The following is a 23,299-nucleotide window of genomic DNA, read 5'->3' on the forward strand; positions in this document are numbered from 1 at the left end:
TAACTTGATTATTTCTGCTATTTTGTTACAATTCATAAATTATAGAATTACAATAATGATTTTTAATTGTTTTTGTTAAATCAACCTGCTTTTGTAAATGGTCAATATTGATAATCATTGGCGTTTTAGTTTTAGTATTTCTAATTCGTGCATTGGCGATTACCACTGAAAACAATGTGGTTATTGTTTTCAATGTTTTTGTAATTTATTTGATATCTACTTTATTGTTTTTTAATAAGTGTTTACCAATATTCTGTTTGAATAACTCTAAATAGAAGAACTAAACAATAGTAATTAAGCTATGATTTAATAATTGTAATTAGCAAAAAAAGCAAATAATTTTAAGGGAGAATTGCTCTCAATTTGACATAATTATGGCTGTCAAAATTGGGATTTAGCTTATTTTTGGTATACTCCAAATAGAATAGAAACCAGAAGAAACGAAGGTCTCTGATTGATAAAATCTCAATTTCTCTACCGAAAAACTGAAATTATTATTTTTAAAATCAATATCAAAAGTATTGATTATACTAAACTGAAGAATCGAAACAGCAGTACAGGCAAAATGTCCACATTTACCGCGACATTCTTTTGTGCAATTATCGCTTTTATCGCAACAAGATTTTTTTTCTGTTTTGGAGGCAGTTTCTTTTTTGCAACAGGTTTTTTCAGTTTTAATTTTATTTCTTCCACACGCAAAGCCATCACTTGGCATCAAGAAAATGCCAAGGGTAATGATTAATATTATCTGAATTTTTTTCATTTGTACTCTACAAATATTCGTATAAAGTTAGCTAAATTATATTGATAGATCACTAAACATTTGTTAAAAACTTTTAATGCTTGTCCTTTAGATACATTACAGTAATACCGGAAATTGAGATGTCAGGACACAGTGGTGCTGCAATTGCTGCTTACCCAATGTTAAGTTGTTTTCCAAATCAAAAAAGAGATCTTCCTGATAACATGATTTCTGAAAAAAGTAAACAGGAATTGGTAAACGGAAAGGTAAAACTAGTACAAGAAACATGGGGCGTTTTTACGGATGTATATGCTCCAACGGAGTACACCTTTAAATTCCTGGAAGATGTTCTCGATGAGGAAGAAACGATACGAAATGTGGGGAACTAATTATTTTAAAGAAAAAGAATAATATCCTGCTAAACAGTTTGGTTTATTAAACAATCTTGATAATGCCCTCAGGAAGAAAGTGTTGTTTTATCAGATGGCGATTAGTCGGAAATCAAATTTTAATGCGAATTTGTTTATTATTCAGTTATAGGGATATATCTGTAAATGTCCTCAATTACTGTGTTTTTGTTTGTTTATTAACTTTAAAAAAATAATTCTTTAAAAAAAAATATTTACTAAAACGATTTTGTAACTATTTTTATATATATTTGTGACAGAATTAATAACAGTTTAATACAAAATTAACGCGCTAAATGAAAAAAATCACTATTAAAGATATTGCCATGGAAGCTAAGGTTTCTATCTCTACGGTATCTTTTGTCCTTAACGATAAGGGTGAAAAAATGAACATTAGCAAGGCTGTTATTAAAAAGGTGCAGGATGTTGCTGAAAAGCTACATTACAGACCTAATATGATTGCGAGTAGTCTTCGTACAGGAAAGACAAGATCGATTGGTCTTATTGTTGAGGATATTTCGAATCAATTTTTTTCCGATCTCGCGAGGGTAATAGAGGACGAGGCAAAAAAGCTGGGTTACAGGGTTTTTTATTGCAGTACCGGTGATGATGATGACCGTTCTGATGAACTGATACAAAGTCTTCTTCAGGCAAATGTGGATGGCTTTATTATTACTCCAACAGAAAAGTTGGAAAAAAGTATCGATCACCTTATGAAATTAAAAAAGCCTGTGGTATTGATTGACAGGTATTTTCCGGGGCAAAATGTTAGTCATGTTGTTATGGATAATTATGAAGGGGCTTATTCCGCAACACAATTTCTTATAAAGAACGGGCGTCGTACTATTGCTTTAGTTAACAATACATCAGGAATGATTCAGATGCAATTAAGAGAAAAGGGCTATGTTGATGCAATGAAAGAGGCGGGACTTTACAATGAATCCCATATTCTTCATTTAGATTATCATAGTAATGAAGATACTAAAATTGAAGCCATAGTTCATTTTTTTGAAAAGAACCCTGGGATTGATGCAGTGCTCTTTTCTGCTAATTATATGGGTCTTGCGGGACTACAGGCTTTTCGTAAAATGGGTTTAAAAATACCGGAGGATTTGTCGATTATCAGTTTTGATGATCATTATAGTTTTAGATTGCATACACCACCAATATCTGTTATTGAACAACCCATTGATGCTATTGCGGTAAAAGCTGTTGAGATGCTTATGGATCAAATGATGGATGATAGGGATTTTGTGATAGAGAAGGTGCTTCAAAAAGGGAGACTAGTTATAAGGGAATCGGTATAATTTAGATTAGGATTAGTCATTTTAGAGTAAAAAATGACGGTTCGTTTTTTTTTATCAAATTGCTAAATCGATTTAGTAATTTAAATATGATCTTATTCGAAGTGGAGGTTATTTAGAAAATGAAAATGTAGCTGATTTTCATTTACTTATTAAGTAAACATAGTTGTTTCATATAATTTTTATAAAGTATTGGAATAACTATTTAGGAGTTGGAAATTCATATTGCTTTTTTGTTAATCGCAAAATCGATAATTGCTCTATTCGATTTTTGATTGAGAGATGGAATAGCTTAAAAAACAGGAAATCTGTATGCTATTTTTATTTGCGAAATCGATGTAGTTGCTCAACTTGATTTTTGTTTAGTAAGAATAGTAAGCTATTTTAAAATATTGAAATGCAATAATTTTTTTCTTCCAATTATTAAATCGATTTAAGCAATCGATTTATAGTATTTAAAGTGCAAGAAATTAGAGTAGGATCTGAGAATTTATTCCAGTTCTATTTTAAAATTAAGTTCTTATTTTTTTTATTAATATTTTAAAACAAAACCAAAAACAAACTAAAACAATTGCTTATGAAACGAATTTTAGCAGTGTTAGGATTGGTTATGCTCAGCTGCTTTGGCGCAATAGCACAAAACCGATCCATAACAGGCGTAGTAGCAGATGCAGGAAACAAGGGCGTTGTTTCTGCAACCATAAAGGTAAAAGGGAAATCCATCAGTACAATAACAGATTCGGACGGGCACTTTGCGGTGATGATCCCTTCGGGTAAAGTAACCCTGACAATATCATCTATCGGGTTTACTTCAAAATCAGTAGATGTTACTGAAAATGAAAATAATATTACTGTTGTACTGGCTTTGAGCACACAAGAGCTTGGTGAAGTAGTGGTTACTTCCTTAGGATTAAAAAAACAAAAACGTGTACTTGGTTATGCTGTTGGTCAGGTAAAAGGAGATGATTTATCAAAAGCAAAGGAAATTAATTTAGGAAATGCTTTGCAAGGGCGAGTGGCTGGAGTAAACGTTTCCGGAACAGCCACAGGGCCAGCAGGTTCCAGTAGAGTAGTGATTCGTGGAGCTACATCGGCATCCGGTTCTAATCAGCCTTTGTATGTTGTGGATGGTATTCCAATCGATAATACACAGCAAGGTAACGCAGGACGTTGGGGTGGAGCAGACAAAGGAGATGGTTTATCTTCTTTTAACCCGGATGATATAGCTTCTGTATCTGTTATGAAAGGAAGCGCTGCTTCTGCATTATATGGATATAGAGGCTCAAATGGAGTAATCTTAATAACTACTAAAAGAGGGAAATCCGGACATGGAATAGGAATTGAATACTCATCGAACTACACTTTTGAAAAAGTCTTTAAAACTACTGATTGGCAATATGTATATGGTTCAGGAGACAGAGGTCAAAAACCAGCCAATTTATCAGATGCACAGGATTTATATAATTATTCTTGGGGAGCAAAATTAGATGGTTCTCAAGTGCTTTCTATCGATGGTTTGATGCATCCTTATAGTGCTCAAAAGGATAATATGAAAAATTTCTACAACAATGGTACTACCAATTCAAATACTATTGCATTAACTGGTGGAGATGATAAAATCAATTATCGATTTTCATTAGGAAATGTTGAGAATAAAGCCATTCTGCCGAATGCAGGTTTTAATAGAAAAAATTTCACTTTATCGCTGAATGCAACTCCTAATGACAAAATTACTTTGGAGACAAATGCACAATATGTTATTGAAGGAGCAATCAACAGACCTTTTCTTTCGGATTCACCAAAGAATGCGAATCTATCTGTTTATCAATTGGCGACCAATACAGATGTTAGATGGTTGAAACCAGGTGTGGATGTAAACGGGTTTGAAGCGAGTCATTTTGGAGGGAATATTTATTCTCAAACACCTTATTTTGCTACAAATTATGTTAAGAATTTTGATCGTAGAAACCGATTTATTGGTTCTTCCAGTATTACTTATAATTTAAATCAAAATCTTTACGCAAAGGGTAAATTAGGGATTGACCATATTAATTATGAATATACTGATATTGAGCCTACAGGTATAGCCTATAACCCAAAAGGAGGGATGAATGTTATTCAACAAACCAGATATGAGTATAATGCTGAGGGTATCCTTGGATATAAAAATACATTTTTTGAAGATTTTGAAGTGAATGCTTTTGTAGGGGCTAACCGTCAGCATAATCGAAGCAAGGGAATCAGCCTTAGTGGTGGTGAATTCATTGTTCCTTTTCAATATTTTTATGGCAACTTGAAAAATAAGTCTTCCAATGAAAATTTTGCAGAAAGTGAAGTGAACTCGTTGTTTGGATCTGCCGATTTGAGTTATAAGAACTTATTTTTTGTAAGCTTTACTGGACGTGAAGATTGGTTTTCTACTTTGAGTCCAAAAAATAATCATACCTTTTATCCTTCAGTTAGTACCAGTTTTATTTACTCAGATGCAGTAAAATTGCCAGACTGGTGGAGCTACGGTAAATTCAGAGGAGGTTGGGGTAATGTAGGAGGTGCTTTGCCTGATGCCTATGCTTTGGTATTAACATACAATCCTGTAGGACAAAGTTATTTTGGACAACCATTGGTTGGAACAAATGGGAATACCATACCTAATGGAAATTTGCAACCTTATAATGTAAGAACTATAGAATTTGGTACAGAAAACTCTTTCCTTAAAAACAGATTGAGCCTGGATGTGACTTGGTATAGTAAAACAACTACCAATGATATTGCTGATGCAAATGTATCTATCTCATCAGGTTATAACTCAACTAAAATAAATGTTGGAGAAATATCTAATAAAGGGGTAGAACTACAAATAAGCGGAATCCCTTTTAAAACTGATAATTTCACATGGAATACTGGTTTTAACATGGGGTATAATCAAAGTAAAGTAGTAAAACTTTCGGATGAACTTAAGTCTAAAACGTTAGCGGATAACAGAGATGGGAATGCTTTTGTTGTTTTAGAAGAAGGGCAGCCATTCGGGATTATAAAAGCATATGATTTTGAAAGAAATGCTAGTGGAGCTTTGGTATATAATGCTGATGGTACTTTACGCAGAGGTGAATTAGTGACTGCAGGTAAAGGTGTAGCTCCATATAGCTTAGGTTTTACTAATGATTTCTCTTATAAAAATTTCAGATTGTCAGTATTAATTGATGGTAAATTTGGTGGTGATGTATTTTCATCCAGTAATTATTTAGGATATCGATTGGGATTACATAAAGGTACATTAGAAGGAAGAGAAGATGGAATTCCGGTTAGTGGTGTAGATGTAAATGGAGCTCCGGTAAATGTAACTGCAAATGCGCAGGATTATTGGAGAGCATGGGCACGTGGACAAACGTCTAATTTTGTTTATTCTTCTGATTTTATCAAATTGAGATCGGTGTCGCTAGGCTATGACTTTCCAAAAAGCGTACTTGGAAAATCACATATCGAAGGTGTAAATATTTCTTTTGTAGCTCGTAACCTGCTTAGTATTTATAGTAAGGTTCCTAATGTTGATCCTGAATCTAATTATCAAAATGGTAATGAACAAGGACTTGAAAGAGGTGGAGTGCCTGTAACCAGAAGCTTTGGATTAAACCTGAATGTTAAGTTTTAATAAAAAATCATAAGAAAATGAAAAATAATTTAATAAAGTATTTAAGCGCTGGTCTAGGATGTATTCTAGTGCTTACATCCTGCGACAATGGGTTTGAAGATTTAAATAAAAACCCCAATGCATATGTTACTCCTGATGTAAACTCCGTTTTTTCTTTATCAGAAGTGTACATGAATGGACAGGATTATGAAAATCATAGAGCAAACTTAATCTATGCCAGTGCTATGGTTCAACATTTAGGTTCATTTGCCTATTCTGGAGATAAATATGCCTATTCAACGGAGTGGTCTGGTGCTTTTTTCGGATCAACTTATAGTAACGGAATAAAGGAAACATCACAATTGTTAGCTACCATTCCAGATACTCCAGAAAATGCTGGTAAGAGAAGTGCTGTTAGAATCATCAAAGCATATATGTTTCACCGTTTGACTGATTTGTACGGAGATGTTCCTTATTTTGATGCAGGGAAAGGATATACTGATGTAATTTTGAAACCTAAATACGACAAGCAACAAGATATTTATACCGATCTTTTGAAAGAATTGGACGAATCAGCTCAGGCTTTGGATGCAAGTAAGCCTTTTTTCGGCTCTTCAGATTTGTTTTATTCTGGAGATATTGCTAAATGGAAAAAGTTTTCTTACTCTCTAATGCTTAGGTTGGGTATGCGTCTTTCCAAAGTAGATCCTGTGAAAGCACAATTATATGTTTCAAAAGCAATAGCTGGAGGAGTATTTCAATCTAATGCAGATAATGTAGTTTTAAATCATGCTACTGGACCTGATGGTGTAAACAGGAATCCTTATACCTCTCCTTTTTTACGTGAAGATTTACAAGAAGGAAATGGTAGCACCAAACTAAGCAAGACATTTGTTGATCAATTGCAGAATACAAGTGATCCTCGTTTACGTGTATATGCTCGTATAGAAAGCACGGGTGATAATACACCTGCGAGTCAAAAAGGTTTGCCTAATGGCTATACTTCAGGAACAATTACTGCACATCCAAGCTGGACTGCTGCTGGAATTAAAGCTTATTCTGATCCTAATACTTTGACCATATTACGTCAAGATGCACCAGATATTATTATGAGCTATGCCGAAGTTCAATTTTTATTAGCTGAGGCAGCCGTAAGAGGATGGGATTCAGGAAATGCACAAACATATTACAACAATGGAGTAACTGCAGCAATGCAAATGCTTACAGTGTATGGAAATGCTGTGGCTCCTGTAAGTAATGTTGAAGTTGCTGCTTATTTAGTTGCAAATCCTTTTATGACATTGGGTACAACTGCTGCTAAATTAAATCAGATTGGTACACAAAAATGGATAGCATTATTCTTCAATGGTTTGGAAGCATTTGCTGAGCTTAGAAGAACAGGTTACCCTACTATAACACCAGTGAATTTCCCAGGTAATTTAACTGGAGGGACATTACCAAGACGTTTAATTTATGATGAAACGGAGCGTGTTAATAATACTGCAAATTATAATGCGGCTATTACACAACAAGGTTCTGATGAATTCACTACTAGAGTTTGGTGGGATAAACCATAATCTTTTAAGCTAAAAGTTTAAATAAAAACTTAATCTGAGTCGGGTAGTAAAACCTACCCGACTTGTTTTAAATTAAGCTATCGATATTAATAACAACAAGAAAGTATGAAAAAGTTTTTGTTACCTATTGGGTTTGGTTTACTGTTCTTTTTACCTGTTTTTTCGCAGCAGACAAAATTGTTTTCTTTGCTCCCTGCTGAAAAAACTGGAATTAAGTTCAATAATCTTCTTAAAGAATCACTCGAACTTAACATTATATCTTACGAATACTTTTATAACGGTGGCGGAACGGCTGCCGGTGATTTTAATAATGATGGATTAATAGACTTGTATTTTACTTCTAATACAGAACCTAATAAATTATACATTAATAAAGGAAACTTAAAGTTTGAAGATATTACAAAAGTGGCCGGCACAGCTGGTCGTAAAGGTTGGAAAACAGGTGTAAGTGTGGCAGATGTAAATGGAGATGGTTGGCTGGATATTTATGTTAGTTATTCCGGCGATACCGAACCAGAAAAGAGAAGGAACCAGTTGTTTATGAACAATGGTCCTTCTTCCTCTGCCAAGCGTGAGGTTACATTTACCGATAAAGCCGTTGAAATGGGTGTTGCCGATGAAGGCTATTCAACACAAGCTGCTTTTTTTGATTATGACCATGATGGTGATTTGGATCTTTTTGTATTGAATCACAACATTAAAGAATTACGCAATTTTGATGCTGCATTTGTCAAAAAGATGGTAGACCCTGATGCCGGTGATCGACTTTATCGCAATGATAACAATCATTTTACTGATGTAACCGTGGAGGCTGGAATTATTTCCAACCCACTTGGATACGGACTTTCTGTTATTGTAAGCGATGTTAATAATGATGGATGGCCAGATTTGTATGTGTCGAATGATTATGTAGAAGAAGATTATCTCTATATCAATAATGGCGATGGAACTTTTACAGATCGTTTAAAAGAACAAATGGGGCACATTTCTAATTTTTCTATGGGAGCTGATATAGCGGACATTAATAATGATGGATGGCCTGATATTTATACGCTGGACATGTTGCCAGCAGATAATAAAAGGCAGAAATTATTTTATGCTCCAGATAATTATGAGCTCTATAACAATACATTACAAAATGGGTTTTACCACCAGTTAATGCGCAATATGTTACAGGTAAATAACGGGAATAACACCTTTAGCGAAACGGGGCAATTAAGCGGAATTTCCAATACGGATTGGAGTTGGTCAGCATTGTTTGCCGATTTTAATAATGATGGTAATAAAGATCTTTTTGTTTCCAATGGATATGGAAGAGATATGATAAATCGAGATTTTGCTAAATTTTATGCGAATGAACGATTGAAATATTTGCGTGGAGAGTCCGGAGAAAGAATGTTCCAAATGCTGCAGGGAATTCAGTCTACTCCGCTCCACAATTATATTTTTGAAAATATAGGAAATCTTCAGTTTAAAGATTGCTCCATGGATTGGGGATTCGAAAATGAAAATTTTTCTCAGGGGTCGGTTTATGCAGATTTTGATAATGACGGAGATCTTGATTTGGTAATAAACCGGATGAATGATGTGGCAGCAATTTATCGCAATAATGCTGTTGAGATGAATAATACGGGGAATTATATTAACATAGCATTACAAATGCCGGGGAAAAATACAAATGCTTTGGGAGCGAAAGTAAAAGTGTATACTCCAGCTGGTATAGTGATGCAGGAAAATTATCCGGTACACGGTTTTCAAAGTGCGATGCAAGAGCCAATGCATATTGGTTTGCCTTGTGCTACAATTGATTCGATTGCTGTTTATTGGCCGAACGGCAAATTGGAGACGCTTAAAGATAACACTGTAAATAAAACTATAAATGTTACATATAATAATCCAAATCGTATTTATGCTCCTTCAATTAGTAATTCAACTGTATTTTCTTTAGCAGATGTTTCTGTTCCTTATAGACATACGGAAGAGGAAACTAATGATTTTAAGACACAGCCTTTAATGACTATGATGCTTTCGTATAGTGGACCACATATTACCAAAGCGGATGTGAACAAAGATGGGCTCGAAGATATTTTCATTGGCGGAGCTAAAAATCAATCTGGGCAGTTATTAATCCAACAGCAAAACGGAAGTTTTATTCGTTCTCCTCAAAAAGCATTCGAAGAAGACAGCCAATCTGAGGATGTAGATGCGCTATTTTTTGATGCGGATACCGATGGAGATATGGATTTGTATGTAGTAAGTGGTGGTTATGCATTTGATGAAAATGACCCTGCTTTACAAGACAGAATTTATATAAATGACAACGGTACATATATAAAAAGTCAGGACGCTTTACCAATAGAAACAAGTAATGGTTCTTGTGTGAAATCAGAGGATGTAGATGGTGATGGCGATCCTGACTTATTTATTGGAGGTCGTGCTATTTCAGGTAAATATCCCGAAGCACCAGAGAGTCTTTTATTATTGAATGATGGAAAAGGGAAGTTCACAAATGCTATTGCAACAGTAGCACCTGTATTACAACGGTTGGGTATGATTACTGATGCCATGTGGATGGATTTAAACAAAGATGGAAAACCAGACTTAGTCGTTTGTGGAGAATGGATGAAAATATCTTGTTTCGAAAACAAAAACGGACAGCTTATCGATGCTTCTCAAAAATATTTCCCTACTGCTTTATCTGGTTGGTGGAACCGATTGACTTCAGCTGATTTAGATGGTGATGGCGATGAAGATCTTGTAGCCGCAAATTGGGGTACCAACAGTCAAATCAAGGTTAGCAGCAATGAACCGGCTACGCTTTATTATGGAGATTTTGACAAAAACGGTTCTATAGATCCCTTTTTATGTCAATACATTCAGGGCAAATCTTTTCCTGTGGCGAGTAGAGATGAATTGACAGATCAGATGGTGAGCCTCCGTCAACGCTTTCCTACTTATGATTCCTATTCAGAAGCAACTATAAATGAAGTTTTGTCACCAGAGCAATTGCAATCAGCAAAACAACTGAAAGCTGATTCTTTTGAAACAAGCTGGTTCGAAAATAAAAAAGGTGTTTTCATTCAACATAGTTTACCCGTGGAAGCAAATTATGCTCCTGTTTATGCTATTGCCATCGCAGATTATAATCATGACGGCAAAAATGACATTCTATTAGGAGGAAATATAGAGAAAACAAGAATAAAAATGGGAAAGATAGATGCTAATTATGGTGTTTTATTAACAGGAGACGGGAAAGGAAATTTTACTTATATGCCTCAACTAAGTTCTGGTTTGAATGTAAAGGGCTGTGTGAAGGATATTATTTCTATAGAATCTAAGGGTGAAAAAAAGGTGTTGTTTTCTATCAACAATCAGCTTCCTGCTGTGTACAAATATTAATATATTCAATATGAGAAAATATATTCTTATCGCGTTTATACTTTTTCTGGGAACTACATGTTTTTCCCAGAATTCTGAAAAATTTTCTTCAAAGGATTATGTTTCAGCTTTGAAAAAAGTAACAGATGTTATCGTCAATGATGTTACATCGCCAGTGGCAGCAGCAAGATATTATGCTTATGTAACGCTTGCCTCGAATGAAGTATTGTCGTTATTTCAAATGCCGGAGCAATCTTTTTCGAAATCGCTCAATGGTTTTCAAAAATTACAGGTCGCAGATACGCTCATTACAAAAAGTGACGCCTCTTTAGCATCAGTATATACAGTGTATAAAATGGCCGAAAAACTGTTGCCTTCAGGATATAAGTTTTCAACCGAAGCAGATTCTTTAATGCGGGTAGCTATAAAAAAAGAAATTTCTAAAGAAAAGGCTTTGTGTACCTCACAGTTAGTACAAGTTGCGGTAAACCAAATGATACAATATGTAAAGGAAGATAATTTTCGAAAATTGAGCAGCTATAAAAAATATACACCATTAAGTGGTGATGGACATTGGCAGCCAACCGGCCCGGGATATATGCAAGCACTGGAACCCAATTGGAATCGGGTGAGACCATTCTTACTTGATTCAGCACAACAATTTAAACCAATTGCTTCCATCGCATTTGATACTACGAAAACATCTTCTTTCTATAAACAAATGAATGAGGTTTATACCATTGTAAATAAACTGACCAAAAAGCAAAAAGCAATAGCGAGTTTTTGGGATTGTAATCCTTTCGCTTTGCAACAGATTGGACATGTTGAATTTGGACTAAAAAAAATATCTCCAGGCGGACATTGGATTGGTATTACGGGCAATGCCTGTTTAAAAAAGGAAACAAGTTTAGAACAAACCATTTTTATCCATGCGACTGTCGCTATTACATTAACCGATGCGTTTATTTCCTGTTGGGATGGAAAATATAAAACGAATAGAGTAAGACCAGAAACGGCGATTAATAAATGGATTGACAATAGATGGAAACCATTATTACAAACGCCACCTTTTCCGGAATATACCTCAGGACATAGTGTTATATCTACTGCAGCTGCAACGGTGCTTACCAAATTTTTCGGAGATAATTTTTCCTTTACTGACACTAGCGAAACAGAATTTGGTTTACCTGAAAGAAAATTTAAATCCTTTTTGCAGGCATCACAAGAAGCCGCCATTTCAAGGTTGTACGGCGGTATTCATTTTAGGGACGCCGTTGATAATGGAGTCTTACAAGGAGAACAAATTGGAAAATACATTGCAAAGAAAATATTGGAATCAAATAATAAGAATTTTACTTTTATGAAAGAAAGAAATCGAAACAATAATCAAATACTCCGTCACAATGAAATGTAAAAAAGACTTTTATTGGTTTTTTGTTCTTTACTTTACAAACCTGTCCTTTGTGGCGAATGCTCAAAATAGTTCAGTAGTTCTTAAAAACGGCTGGCAATTTCGTCAGGAGAAAACGGCAAAATGGAATGTTGCAACAGTTCCTGGAGAAGTACATACTGATTTGTTGAATAACAAACTCATTCCAGATCCATTTTATCGTGATAATGAGAAAAAACTGCAATGGATCGAGAAAAAAAACTGGGAGTATAAAACTTCTTTTCAGGTGACTCCAGCAACTCTAAATAAAAAAAATGCAACACTCGTTTTTGACGGACTGGATACGTATGCAACGGTTTATTTGAATAAACAGTTAGTTTTAAAAGCAGATAATATGTTTCGTCAATGGCGTGTTGATGTGAAAAAAATAATAAAATCAGGTAATAATGATTTGGTAGTTGTATTTCAATCGGCACAAAATGTTGTTGATTCGCTTGCCAAGAAAGATTTGCCTTTTGTAATTCCAGACAATCCTCGTGCTTATGTACGGAAAGCACAATATCATTTTGGATGGGATTGGGGACCTAAATTTACGACTTGCGGAATTTGGAAAGCAGTACGATTGGAAGCCTACGATGAAAAAACATTAGAGAAGCCATATGTTCTTAACCGTAAAATAGAATTAGTACAACAACCGGACAGTCTTGGTAAATCATTTTATTTTAAAATTGATGGTAAACCAGTGTATATGAAAGGAGCCAATTATATTCCATCGGATGCTTTTCTTTCGAGAGTTACCAAAAAAGAATATGAAAAGGTGATTTTAATGGCAAAAGATGCCAATATGAACATGCTGCGTGTTTGGGGTGGCGGTATTTATGAAGATGATTATTTCTATGATTTATGTGATAAATACGGAATCAACGTTTGGCAGGATTTCATGTTTGCAGGAACCATGGTTCCCGGAGACAAAGCTTTTTTAGACAATGTAAAAGAAGAAGTTCAATACCAAGTGAAGCGTTTGCGTCATCATCCAAGTATTGTTTTGTGGTGTGGTAATAACGAATCTGATGAAGCATTTAAAAACTGGGGATGGCAAAAATCCATGAATATGTCGAAGCAGGATTCGACTCGTTTATGGAAAGATTATGTTCGATTGTTTCAGGACAGTATTCCAAAATGGGTAAAAGAAGTGGATGACAAGAGACCTTATATCAGTAGCTCACCATTATTTGGTTGGGGTAAAGAGAAAAGCATAAAAGAAGGCGATAGTCATTATTGGGGAACTTGGTGGGGACTGGAAGATATTGAAGTAGTACAAAATAAAACAGGTCGTTTTATTAGTGAATACGGGATGCAAGCGATGCCGAATTATTCTTCAATAGAAAAATTTACGTCACCTGAAGATCGCTATTTATTTTCGGATGTATTAAAAGCACATCAAAAAGCAGGGAAAGGTTTTACGAAGTTAAACTCCTACTTGAATCGCTATTTTATTGATTCCACCAAAGTGAAAAACATGAAAGTGGAAGATTATACCTATCTCACCCAATGTTTACAGTATTATTCGTTAAAGAATATAATTGGAATTCACCGTTCCAAAGCACCATACAATATGGGAACTTTAGTTTGGCAATTGAATGATTGTTGGCCTGTGGCGAGTTGGAGTGTAACGGATTATTATAACCGACAACCCAAAGCAGCTTGGTACGCCATGCGGGAAGCGTATCGGGATGATAAAACTCCTGAAATAGACCTTACACGTCCTATAGATTTGAAATTGGAAAATCCTAAAATCACATGGACAATTAAAGGAAATGAAATAATAATTAAAGCTCTGAAATCAGCTAAATATGTATATGTGGAAATTAAGGGATACAAAGGAAAATTAAGTACTAATTATATGGATTTGGATGCAGGAGAAGAAAGAATAATTTCGTTCGAAGGGAAGATAATCAAGCCTATTATAACAGTTACGTCATTGTATGATGTGCTTAACAGATACAAATAAAAACTAATAAAATTTAATGTAAGTTGCTGTTTGTAAGTTGGTAATGATTAATTTTAAAACGAAAGCAATACTACAATCCGAACAGGACTAAATGTTGTTTTTTAATCCAACTAATTATAAATGCTGAATCTGCGTAAATCCGTTTAATCCGTGTCATCTGTGTTCCATTTTTTTAGAGAGATCTATTTCTACAGTACGCAAGTCATATAAAACAAAAACAAAAACAAAATGGTTACAAAATATAAACACATTGTTTTCTCAATAATTATTTTATTCACTTTGCCTGTAACTTCACAGGTAAAAGCTAAAAAACAAAACAGTTTAGATTACACTCAATATGTTAACCCTTTGATTGGTTCTGCTGGTCATGGCCATGTTTTTGTGGGTGCTAATGTGCCTTTTGGTGCTGTACAACTAGGACCAGTAAATGTTTTTGAGGGTTGGGATTGGTGCAGTGGCTATAATTACGCGAGTAATACGATATTGGGATTTACACATACTCATTTGAGCGGGACTGGAATTGGAGATTTGAATGATATTCTTTTATTGCCGGTGTCAGGAAAAGTACCGCTTACCAAAGGAACAAAAGAAGATATGGTTACCGGTTATGGTTCTTATTTTTCACATAAAAATGAAATTACTAAGCCTGGATATTACAGTGTTTTACTTGATAAATACAAAATAAAAGCAGAGTTAACGGCAACCGAAAGAGTAGGATTTCATAAATACACTTTTAATTCTAGCGATGATTCCCATATTTTACTTGATTTGGCTGATGGTATTGGTTGGGATAAACCAATGAAAACATTCATAAAAAAAACAGGAGCCAAGACCATTGTTGGCTATCGTCATTCGAAAGGTTGGGCTGATGATCAACGCGTGTATTTTGCAATGGAATTCTCTGAGCCAATCACAACTCTTTCCTTATTCGATAGCACTGCCGTAGTAAAAGGAAATGAAGGAGAAGGCGTCCGTATGAAAGCTATTATTGATTTCAAGCATTTAAAAAACAAACAGGTTTTAGTCAAAGTTGGCCTTTCTCCGGTAAGTTATGAGAATGCTTCCGCAAATATAAAAGCGGAGATTCCAAATTGGGATTTTGCTAAAACGGTAAAAGAAGCCAATTCGAAATGGAATAAAGAATTAAATAAAATTCAGATTAAGGCGGATGAAAAAACGATGAAAGTTTTTTACACTTCCTTGTACCATACGGCGTTTGCGCCTTCTATTTTTAATGATGCCAATGGCGATTATAGAGGAACAGATAAAAAGGTATATGAGAAGGCAAATTTTACTAATTATACCACTTTTTCGCTTTGGGATACGTACCGTGCTTTGCATCCTTTGTACACCATTACGCAACCCGATAAAATCAATGATATTGTTAAATCATTCTTGGCAATTTATAAGCAACAAGGAAGATTACCGGTTTGGCACTTGATGGGTAATGAAACTAATACCATGAATGGAAATCATTCGATTGCAGTTATTGTTGATGCGTATCTAAAAGGCTATCGCGATTATGATACGGCACTTGCGTATGAAGCCATCAAGAAAACGGCGATGCAAACCCGCGACGGAATGGATTATGTTCAAAAACTACAATATATTCCTGCCGATACCATGTTAGAAACCGTTGGAAACGCTTTGGAATATGCCATCGATGATTGGTGTGTGGCTCAGATGGCAAAAGCCTTGAACAAGACCGAGGATTTTGCTTATTTTTCAAAAAGAGCCAATCTATATAAACTTTATTTTGATAAAGAAACAACATTTATGAGAGGGAAATTAACCAATGGAAATTGGAGAATGCCTTTTAACCCGCTTTCATCTGCACATCGCAAAGACGATTATGTAGAAGGAAATGCCTGGCAATACACTTGGTTAGTGCCTCAAGATCCTCATGGTTTAATTGATTTGTTTGGAGGTGAAGATAAATTCCTAGCGAAGTTAGATGCTCTATTCCTAATAACTGACAAAGTGGAAGGCGAAGAAGCTTCTCCGGATATTAGCGGTTTGATTGGACAATATGCGCAAGGAAACGAACCCAATCATCATATTCCCTATTTGTACGCGTATGCAGGACAGCCTTGGAAAGCGGCAAAACTGATTCGTGAAATTGATGATAAATTTTATTCCACAAAACCGGATGGATTATGTGGTAACGAAGATTTGGGACAAATGTCCGCTTGGTATGTTTTCTCTGCAATGGGGTTTTATTCGGTTAATCCAGCAAATGGTGTTTATGTTTTGGGAAGTCCTTTGGTAAATAATGCTACAATAAATTATAAGGGCGGTATTTCTTTCAAATTAACAGCAATAGATAATAGCCGTACCAATATGTATATTCAAAAAGCAGAATATAATGGGAAGCCCTATGCCAAATCCTATATTACTCACGAAATGATTACAAAAGGAGGAGAATTGAAATTGTATATGGGAAGTAAACCGTCAACTACTTGGGGTGTAAAAAAAGAAGACAGACCAATGTAGGAATGTTCAGTAGTCAGTTTTTAGTAATCAGCTATAGTAGATAGTGGCTGAGGTTTTTAAGAATCATTTTATATTAAAATTATGAAAATAAAGAATTTGATTTTTGGTTTAATGTTACTTAGTGTTGTTGTAAATGCACAGACTAAAGTTATAGATCCAGTAGAATATGTAAACCCTTTGATGGGAACACAATCTTCACCCAATCTTTCCAATGGGAATACATATCCTGCAATTTGCAGGCCTTGGGGGATGAATTTTTGGACACCGCAAACTGGTAAAATGGGTGATGGATGGGCGTATACGTATACAGCTGATAAGATTAGAGGATTCAAACAAACGCATCAACCTTCGCCATGGATGAATGATTACGGGCAGTTTTCCATTATGCCTGTTACAGGTAAATTAGCTTTTAAAGAAGATGAAAGAGCCAGTTGGTTCAGTCATAAATCTGAAACCGTGAAGCCTTATTATTACAGCGTATATCTCGCTGATTACGATGTAACTACCGAATTAACCACTACCGAAAGAGCGGCACATTTTCAATTTACTTTTCCTGAAAACAAACAATCGGCTATTGTAATTGATGCTTTTGATAAAGGGTCTTATGTTAAGATAATTCCATCTGAAAATAAAATTATAGGATACACTACCCGTAATAGCGGCGGTGTTCCAAATAATTTCAAGAATTATTTTGTACTACTATTCGACAAGTCTTTTTCATTGAATTATACTTGGAAAGACACAGTTTTGGAAAAAGATAAATTAGAAAATTTAGCCAATCACGCAGGTGCTGTAGTGAGTTTTAAAACTAAGAAAGGAGAAAAAATTAATGTCAGAGTCGCTTCTTCATTTATAAGTATTGAACAAGCTGAATTGAATTTGAAAATTGAACTAGGGAATGCTTCTTTTGAAAAAACTGTAGCGGAATCAAAAGAAGAATGGAATAAAGTTTTAGGGAAAGTAAAAGTGGAAGGTGGCAGTGACGAACAATTCAAAACTTTTTATTCTTGTTTGTACCGTACCGCTTGTTTTCCTCAAAAACATTATGAAATAGATGCCGCAGGGAAAATTATTCATTACAGTCCGTATAATGGCAAAGTGTTGCCGGGTTATATGTACGCTGGTACCGGTTTTTGGGATACTTTTCGAGCGTTATATCCTTTGCTAAATTTAGTGTATCCTTCTATAAATAAAGAAATGCAGGAAGGTTTAATTAACGATTATAAAGAAGGAGGTTTTTTGCCGGAATGGTCCAGTCCGGGATTTAGAAATGTGATGGTTGGGAATAATTCGGCATCCGTAGTTTCAGATGCTTATATGAAAGGATTGCGGGATTATGATATCAATACATTGTATGAAGCCTTGTTACATGGAGCCAATAATGAAGGGCCAATGGATGCTGTAGGTAGAAAAGGCGTGGCGTATTACAATACGTTAGGCTATGTTCCTTATGATGTAAAGATTAATGAAAATGCGGCAAGGACATTAGAATACGCTTATGATGATTTTGCTATTTGGAAATTGGCGAAAGCCTTAAACCGTCCCAAAGAAGAAATTAATTTGTTTGAAAAACGAATGATGAATTATAAAAACGTTTTTAATCCATCATTCAAACTCATGAGTGGAAGAAATAAAGAAGGAAGCTTTCCTGCTAATTTTAATCCTTTCAAATGGGGAGATGCTTTTACCGAGGGAAATAGTTGGCATTACAGTTGGAGTGTTTTTCATGATGTGCAAGGCTTGGTTGATTTAATGGGTGGCGAAAAGACATTCACTACTAAGTTAGACGCTGTTTTTAGTATGCCTCCTGTTTTTGACGAAAGTTACTATGGCTCCGTTATTCACGAAATTCGGGAAATGCAAATTATGAATATGGGACAATATGCGCACGGCAACCAGCCTATTCAACACATGATTTATTTGTATAATTATGCTGGTCAGCCTTGGAAAACACAATACTGGTCCAGAGAAGTAATGAATCGTTTGTACAAATCAACCGCAGATGGTTATTGCGGGGATGAAGATAATGGACAAACTTCGGCGTGGTATGTTTTTTCAGCGATGGGTTTTTACCCCGTTTGTCCGGCTACAGAAGAGTATGTTCTTGGAGCGCCTTTATTTAAGAAAGTAACGTTGCAGTTAGAAAATGGAAAAGAAGTAATCATAAATGCTCCTGGTAATTCTGAAGATAATAAATATGTTCAGGAATTAAAATGGAATAATGAAACCTACTCTAAGAACTATATCAATCATTTTGATTTACTCAAAGGAACGGTATTGGATTTTGATATGAACGATACTCCTAATAATAAAAGAGGAACTTCCGCGAGTAGTTATCCATATTCTTATTCAACTTCAAAATAATACTATGCAAACACGTAGAAAATTTATAAAAAACACAGGAATTTTATCAGCAGGATTGTTGGCAATTCAATCAGAAGTTTTTGCTTTTCAGTCAGATATTTTTAATTTTCCAATGAATCAATTCGTTAGTAAACGTCCTCCATTGGCCGAAAGAAAATTCACCAGTGAAGCGATTGAAGCGGCTATTGTACGAATCAAAAAACAAATAGCAAATCCCGAGTTGGCTTGGTTGTTCGAAAACTGTTTTCCGAATACATTGGATACTACAGTCGATTTTGAAATCATCGATGGAAAACCGGATACCTATGTAATTACTGGAGACATTGATGCGATGTGGTTGCGGGATAGTACCGCCCAAATTTGGCCTTATCTTCCATTTGTAAAAGAAGATGCTAAACTTGGTGAATTGGTAAAAGGAGTAATCAACCGTCAGACGAAATGCATTTTGCTCGATCCGTATGCCAATGCTTTTTATAAAGACTTTACCAAAGAAAGTGAATGGAAGAACGATTTAACTAAAATGAAACCAGGTATTCATGAACGCAAATGGGAGATAGACAGTTTGTGTTATCCTATCAGACTGGCACATGGTTATTGGGAAAAAACCGGAGATATAAGTTTGTTTGACAAACAATGGAAAGAAGCCATGCTTTTAGTATTGCAAACTTTCAAGGAACAACAGCGAATGCATGATAAAGGTCCATATAGTTTTCAGCGAGAAACGGCTTGGGCTACAGACGGAGTTTCTTTAAGTGGTTACGGCTATCCGGTAAAACCTTGTGGATTGATTGTTTCTACTTTTAGACCAAGCGATGATAGTACTTTGTTTGGGTATTTAATTCCAAGTAATATGTTTGCTATTGAAGTGCTCGGTTATTTAATGGAGATTTTCTCTTTGCCGGAAATGAAGGATACGGATTTGGTCGCTAAAGCAAAAGAATTGCAGGAACAAGTACAAAAAGGATTAAAAGAAAACGGAATCATCAAACACCCCAAATTTGGAAAAATCATTGCTTTTGAAGTAAATGGGTACGGTAGTTTTCATATGATGGATGATGCCAATGTGCCTTCCTTATTGTCATTGCCTTATTTAGGAGCGATTCAACCGGATAGTACTTTGTATCTTAATACTCGAAAAGTTGTTCTTTCAGAAAACAATCCATTTTTCTATAAAGGAAAAGCTGGAGAAGGAGTTGGCGGTCCGCATACTGGCGCTGATACCATCTGGCCAATGAGCATTATTTTGAGAGCAATTACCAGTGTAGATGAAAAGGAAATACGAATGTGTATTAGCAATTTGATAAAAACAAATGCCGATACTGGGTTTATGCATGAGTCATTTCATAAAGACGATGTAACAAAATTTACGCGTAAATGGTTTGCATGGGCGAATACATTGTTTGGCGAATTGATTGTTCATACGAGTATTAAATATCCTCATATTCTGAGTGATAAAAATATTTAGGCATATCAATTACTATGGCATTAGCTTTTAAAATAAACTATTTTTTTAATCCATAAAAAAGCTTGTCTCTATATTTTTTGTTTTAAAATCTGCGTAAATCTGCTAGATCTGCGTGCCTATTTTTTCACGCAGATTTAGTAAAATCCTAATAATTGAGTAATAATTTTTTAAAAGAGAATGCCCTGAGCAATGGTAATTTAAAAATCAATAAATAATATAAAAATGAAAAGTATAAAATTCCTTTTTTTGTTACTTCTTATTACTAACGGTATAACTGCTCAGAGCAATAAAAAATTAGCTGTAATTGCGTATTATACGGGTGATGATAAACTAATAAATGAATTTGAGATAAATAAATTGACGCATATTATCTATAGTTTTTGTCATTTGAAGGATGGTAAATTAAATGTTGATACGGCTAAGGATTCTATCACCATCAAATATTTGGTATCCTTAAAAGCTAAAAATTCGCAACTCAAAATCATGCTGTCTTTAGGAGGCTGGGGAGGTTGTGCTCCTTGTTCTGATATTTTTTCTACGGCAAAGGGAAGAGCAGTTTTTGCAAAATCGGTACAAGAAGTCAATACTTATTTTAATTGTGATGGATTAGATTTGGATTGGGAATATCCAACTATAGAAGGATTTTCAGGTCATTTGCATCAAGAAGCTGACAAAAATAATTTTACGGAGCTTATAACAATTCTTCGTCAAGCTTTAGGGAATAAGAATGAGCTTAGTTTTGCTGCCGGGGGATTCCAGAAATATTTAGACGAATCTGTCGAATGGGAAAAAATAATGCCATTGGTTGACCGTGTAAATATTATGAGTTACGATTTGGTAAACGGCTACACAAAGATTACGGGACATCATACGCCACTGTTTAGCACTAAAAAGGACGAAGAATCTACAGATAAAGTGGTGCGTTATTTATTAAAATTGGGAATACCTGCTAAGAAATTAGTCATTGGGGCGGCATTTTACACCCGACTTTGGAAAGAGGTAGCTACTATTAATAATGGTTTATATCAATCTGGTGAACCAACTAGTGGTGTGAATTTTAAAGAATATACTACTTCATTTACAGCAGTTAAGGGTTGGGAATATTTTTGGGACAAAAAAGCAAAAGCACCTTACTGGTATAATAAAAAAGAAAAATTATTTGCTACAGGTGATGATATTTCTTCTGTTAAAGCAAAAACGAGCTATGCAATACAAAAGAAATTGGGTGGTGTTATGTTTTGGGAACTGGTTTTAGACAGTCCGCGCAATGGGATGTTAGATACTATATATCAAATAAAAACAGCTAAATAATTCAATTTGGATATTTTATAATCGGTATTGATCCAATTAAAAAGAACAAATTAATTGATTATGTAAGCGTTTATCAAAAATAACGAAAAAGCATATTATCTATAACTTGATAAAAAATAAAATGAAAAAAATTGCAGTATTAGTGTTGGTTTTTACAAGTGTTATTTCTAATGCGCAACAAGCGGAAAACATCATCATCATAACAACAGACGGGTTTAGATGGCAGGAGCTTTTTAAAGGGATGGATTCATCCATTGCCAATGATCGAAAATTTAATCAGGGTGACAGCACTTATATTTTTAAAAAATATTGGAGTCATGATGTTAAAGAACGCAGGGAAAAGCTGATGCCTTTTATGTGGTCAGTTGTTGCCGCAAAAGGACAATTATATGGCAACAGAAATTATAATAATAAGGTAAATAATGCCAATCCTCACTGGTTTAGTTATCCTGGGTATAGTGAAATAATGACTGGTTATGCTGATCCCGCAATCAATTCAAATGAATATGAGCCTAACCCTCATGTTACTGTATTGGAGTTTTTAAATCAACAACCAAAGCTGAAAGGTAAAGTAGCTGCTTTTGGAGCTTGGAAAGCTTTTGATAGAATTCTAAATGAAAAGAGAAGTGGTATACCGGTAACTTCAGCCTTTGATAAAATAGGAGGAAATAACCCAACTGTGAAACAGAATCTTATCAATAATATGTTGGCTGATTCTTATAAGCCTTGGCATTTGGATGAGTGCTTAGATGTGTTTACACAATATGAAGCTTTAGAGGAATTAAAGACCAAGAAGCCAAAAGTATTGTATATCGCATATGGAGAGACAGATGAATGGGCGCATGGCGGACAGTATCGTTCGTATTTAGATGCCGCTCATCAAGTAGACGCATGGATTAAGCAAATATGGGATTTTGTGCAAAGTGATCCGCAGTATAAAAATAAAACTGCTTTATTCTTTACAACGGATCATGGACGAGGAGATAAAATTAAAGCGGAATGGACTAGTCACGGCAGTTCTATACAGGATGCATCGGAAATATGGTTTGCAGCAATGGGACCAGAAATTCCCTTTAAAGGAGAAATAAAAATTGAAGCACAATTATATCAGGAACAATTTGCCCAAACGATTGCTAAACTATTGGGATACACTTTTAAGGCTAATCACCCAATAGCCAAAGAGATACCAGAAGTATTGAAATAATTAACCATTTTTAGATCGATCGACT

General features: G+C 35.0%; 14 protein-coding genes. 12 read left to right on the forward strand and 2 right to left on the reverse strand.

Translation table 11 applies throughout. The features are described 5' to 3' along the window. Positions 1–25: 25 nt before the first annotated feature. Positions 26–193, reverse strand: coding sequence for a hypothetical protein (locus tag FNW38_RS17525; protein WP_185963141.1), 168 nt, complete (start codon positions 191–193; stop codon positions 26–28). Positions 194–394: 201 nt separating this feature from the next. Then, positions 395–763, reverse strand: a complete 369-nt coding sequence (locus FNW38_RS12530) for a hypothetical protein (RefSeq protein ID WP_143388588.1) — start codon at positions 761–763, stop codon at positions 395–397. A gap of 80 nt (positions 764–843) precedes the next feature. Between FNW38_RS12530 and FNW38_RS12535 the strand changes: the two genes are divergently transcribed. The 12 genes from FNW38_RS12535 to FNW38_RS12590 all read left to right on the forward strand — a co-directional run bounded on the left by FNW38_RS12535 (position 844) and on the right by FNW38_RS12590 (position 23,274). Beyond that, on the forward strand, positions 844–1,131 hold the full coding sequence (locus tag FNW38_RS12535) for a family 20 glycosylhydrolase (RefSeq protein ID WP_235890200.1): 288 nt from the start codon (positions 844–846) through the stop codon (positions 1,129–1,131). Between the two features lie 314 nt (positions 1,132–1,445). After that, positions 1,446–2,456, forward strand: coding sequence for a LacI family DNA-binding transcriptional regulator (locus FNW38_RS12540; RefSeq protein WP_143388589.1), 1,011 nt, complete (start codon positions 1,446–1,448; stop codon positions 2,454–2,456). 574 nt (positions 2,457–3,030) lie between these two features. Then, entirely contained in the window at positions 3,031–6,102 is a 3,072-nt protein-coding gene (locus FNW38_RS12545) for a SusC/RagA family TonB-linked outer membrane protein (protein ID WP_143388590.1), read from the forward strand. A 17-nt stretch (positions 6,103–6,119) separates the two neighbouring features. After that, on the forward strand, positions 6,120–7,658 hold the full coding sequence (locus FNW38_RS12550; protein ID WP_143388591.1) for a SusD/RagB family nutrient-binding outer membrane lipoprotein: 1,539 nt from the start codon (positions 6,120–6,122) through the stop codon (positions 7,656–7,658). 105 nt (positions 7,659–7,763) lie between these two features. Then, positions 7,764–11,057, forward strand: coding sequence for a VCBS repeat-containing protein (locus FNW38_RS12555; RefSeq protein WP_143388592.1), 3,294 nt, complete (start codon positions 7,764–7,766; stop codon positions 11,055–11,057). Positions 11,058–11,067: 10 nt separating this feature from the next. Further along, complete coding sequence (locus FNW38_RS12560) at positions 11,068–12,450, forward strand: vanadium-dependent haloperoxidase (protein ID WP_143388593.1); 1,383 nt, start codon at positions 11,068–11,070, stop codon at positions 12,448–12,450. Further along, positions 12,440–14,437: a beta-mannosidase gene (locus FNW38_RS12565; RefSeq protein WP_143388594.1), complete on the forward strand. Its 1,998-nt coding sequence runs from the start codon at positions 12,440–12,442 to the stop codon at positions 14,435–14,437. Before FNW38_RS12560 ends, FNW38_RS12565 begins: the two co-directional genes overlap by 11 nt. A 228-nt stretch (positions 14,438–14,665) precedes the next feature. Continuing rightward, the gene (locus FNW38_RS12570; RefSeq protein ID WP_144064979.1) at positions 14,666–16,930 is read left to right on the forward strand and encodes a GH92 family glycosyl hydrolase; all 2,265 of its coding nucleotides are present in this window, start codon (positions 14,666–14,668) and stop codon (positions 16,928–16,930) included. Positions 16,931–17,011: 81 nt separating this feature from the next. Further along, positions 17,012–19,294 (forward strand): GH92 family glycosyl hydrolase, encoded by a 2,283-nt coding sequence (locus FNW38_RS12575; protein WP_144064978.1) that lies wholly within the window; start codon positions 17,012–17,014, stop codon positions 19,292–19,294. 4 nt (positions 19,295–19,298) lie between these two features. Continuing rightward, positions 19,299–20,759 (forward strand): glycoside hydrolase family 125 protein, encoded by a 1,461-nt coding sequence (locus FNW38_RS12580; RefSeq protein WP_144064977.1) that lies wholly within the window; start codon positions 19,299–19,301, stop codon positions 20,757–20,759. A 222-nt stretch (positions 20,760–20,981) separates the two neighbouring features. Then, complete coding sequence (locus FNW38_RS12585) at positions 20,982–22,070, forward strand: glycoside hydrolase family 18 protein (protein ID WP_144064976.1); 1,089 nt, start codon at positions 20,982–20,984, stop codon at positions 22,068–22,070. A 121-nt stretch (positions 22,071–22,191) separates the two neighbouring features. Then, positions 22,192–23,274, forward strand: coding sequence for an alkaline phosphatase family protein (locus tag FNW38_RS12590; RefSeq protein ID WP_144064975.1), 1,083 nt, complete (start codon positions 22,192–22,194; stop codon positions 23,272–23,274). Positions 23,275–23,299: the final 25 nt, after the last annotated feature.

The organism is Flavobacterium gawalongense (genome assembly GCF_007097265.1).
Classification (GTDB): domain Bacteria; phylum Bacteroidota; class Bacteroidia; order Flavobacteriales; family Flavobacteriaceae; genus Flavobacterium; species Flavobacterium gawalongense.

Coding starts and splice junctions, on each gene's coding strand:
- FNW38_RS12530 (WP_143388588.1), bottom strand. CDS start 763: ATGAAAAAAATTCAGATAATATTAATCATTACCCTTGGCATTTTCTTG.
- FNW38_RS12540 (WP_143388589.1), top strand. CDS start 1,446: ATGAAAAAAATCACTATTAAAGATATTGCCATGGAAGCTAAGGTTTCT.
- FNW38_RS12545 (WP_143388590.1), top strand. CDS start 3,031: ATGAAACGAATTTTAGCAGTGTTAGGATTGGTTATGCTCAGCTGCTTT.
- FNW38_RS12550 (WP_143388591.1), top strand. CDS start 6,120: ATGAAAAATAATTTAATAAAGTATTTAAGCGCTGGTCTAGGATGTATT.
- FNW38_RS12555 (WP_143388592.1), top strand. CDS start 7,764: ATGAAAAAGTTTTTGTTACCTATTGGGTTTGGTTTACTGTTCTTTTTA.
- FNW38_RS12560 (WP_143388593.1), top strand. CDS start 11,068: ATGAGAAAATATATTCTTATCGCGTTTATACTTTTTCTGGGAACTACA.
- FNW38_RS12565 (WP_143388594.1), top strand. CDS start 12,440: ATGAAATGTAAAAAAGACTTTTATTGGTTTTTTGTTCTTTACTTTACA.
- FNW38_RS12570 (WP_144064979.1), top strand. CDS start 14,666: ATGGTTACAAAATATAAACACATTGTTTTCTCAATAATTATTTTATTC.
- FNW38_RS12575 (WP_144064978.1), top strand. CDS start 17,012: ATGAAAATAAAGAATTTGATTTTTGGTTTAATGTTACTTAGTGTTGTT.
- FNW38_RS12580 (WP_144064977.1), top strand. CDS start 19,299: ATGCAAACACGTAGAAAATTTATAAAAAACACAGGAATTTTATCAGCA.
- FNW38_RS12585 (WP_144064976.1), top strand. CDS start 20,982: ATGAAAAGTATAAAATTCCTTTTTTTGTTACTTCTTATTACTAACGGT.
- FNW38_RS12590 (WP_144064975.1), top strand. CDS start 22,192: ATGAAAAAAATTGCAGTATTAGTGTTGGTTTTTACAAGTGTTATTTCT.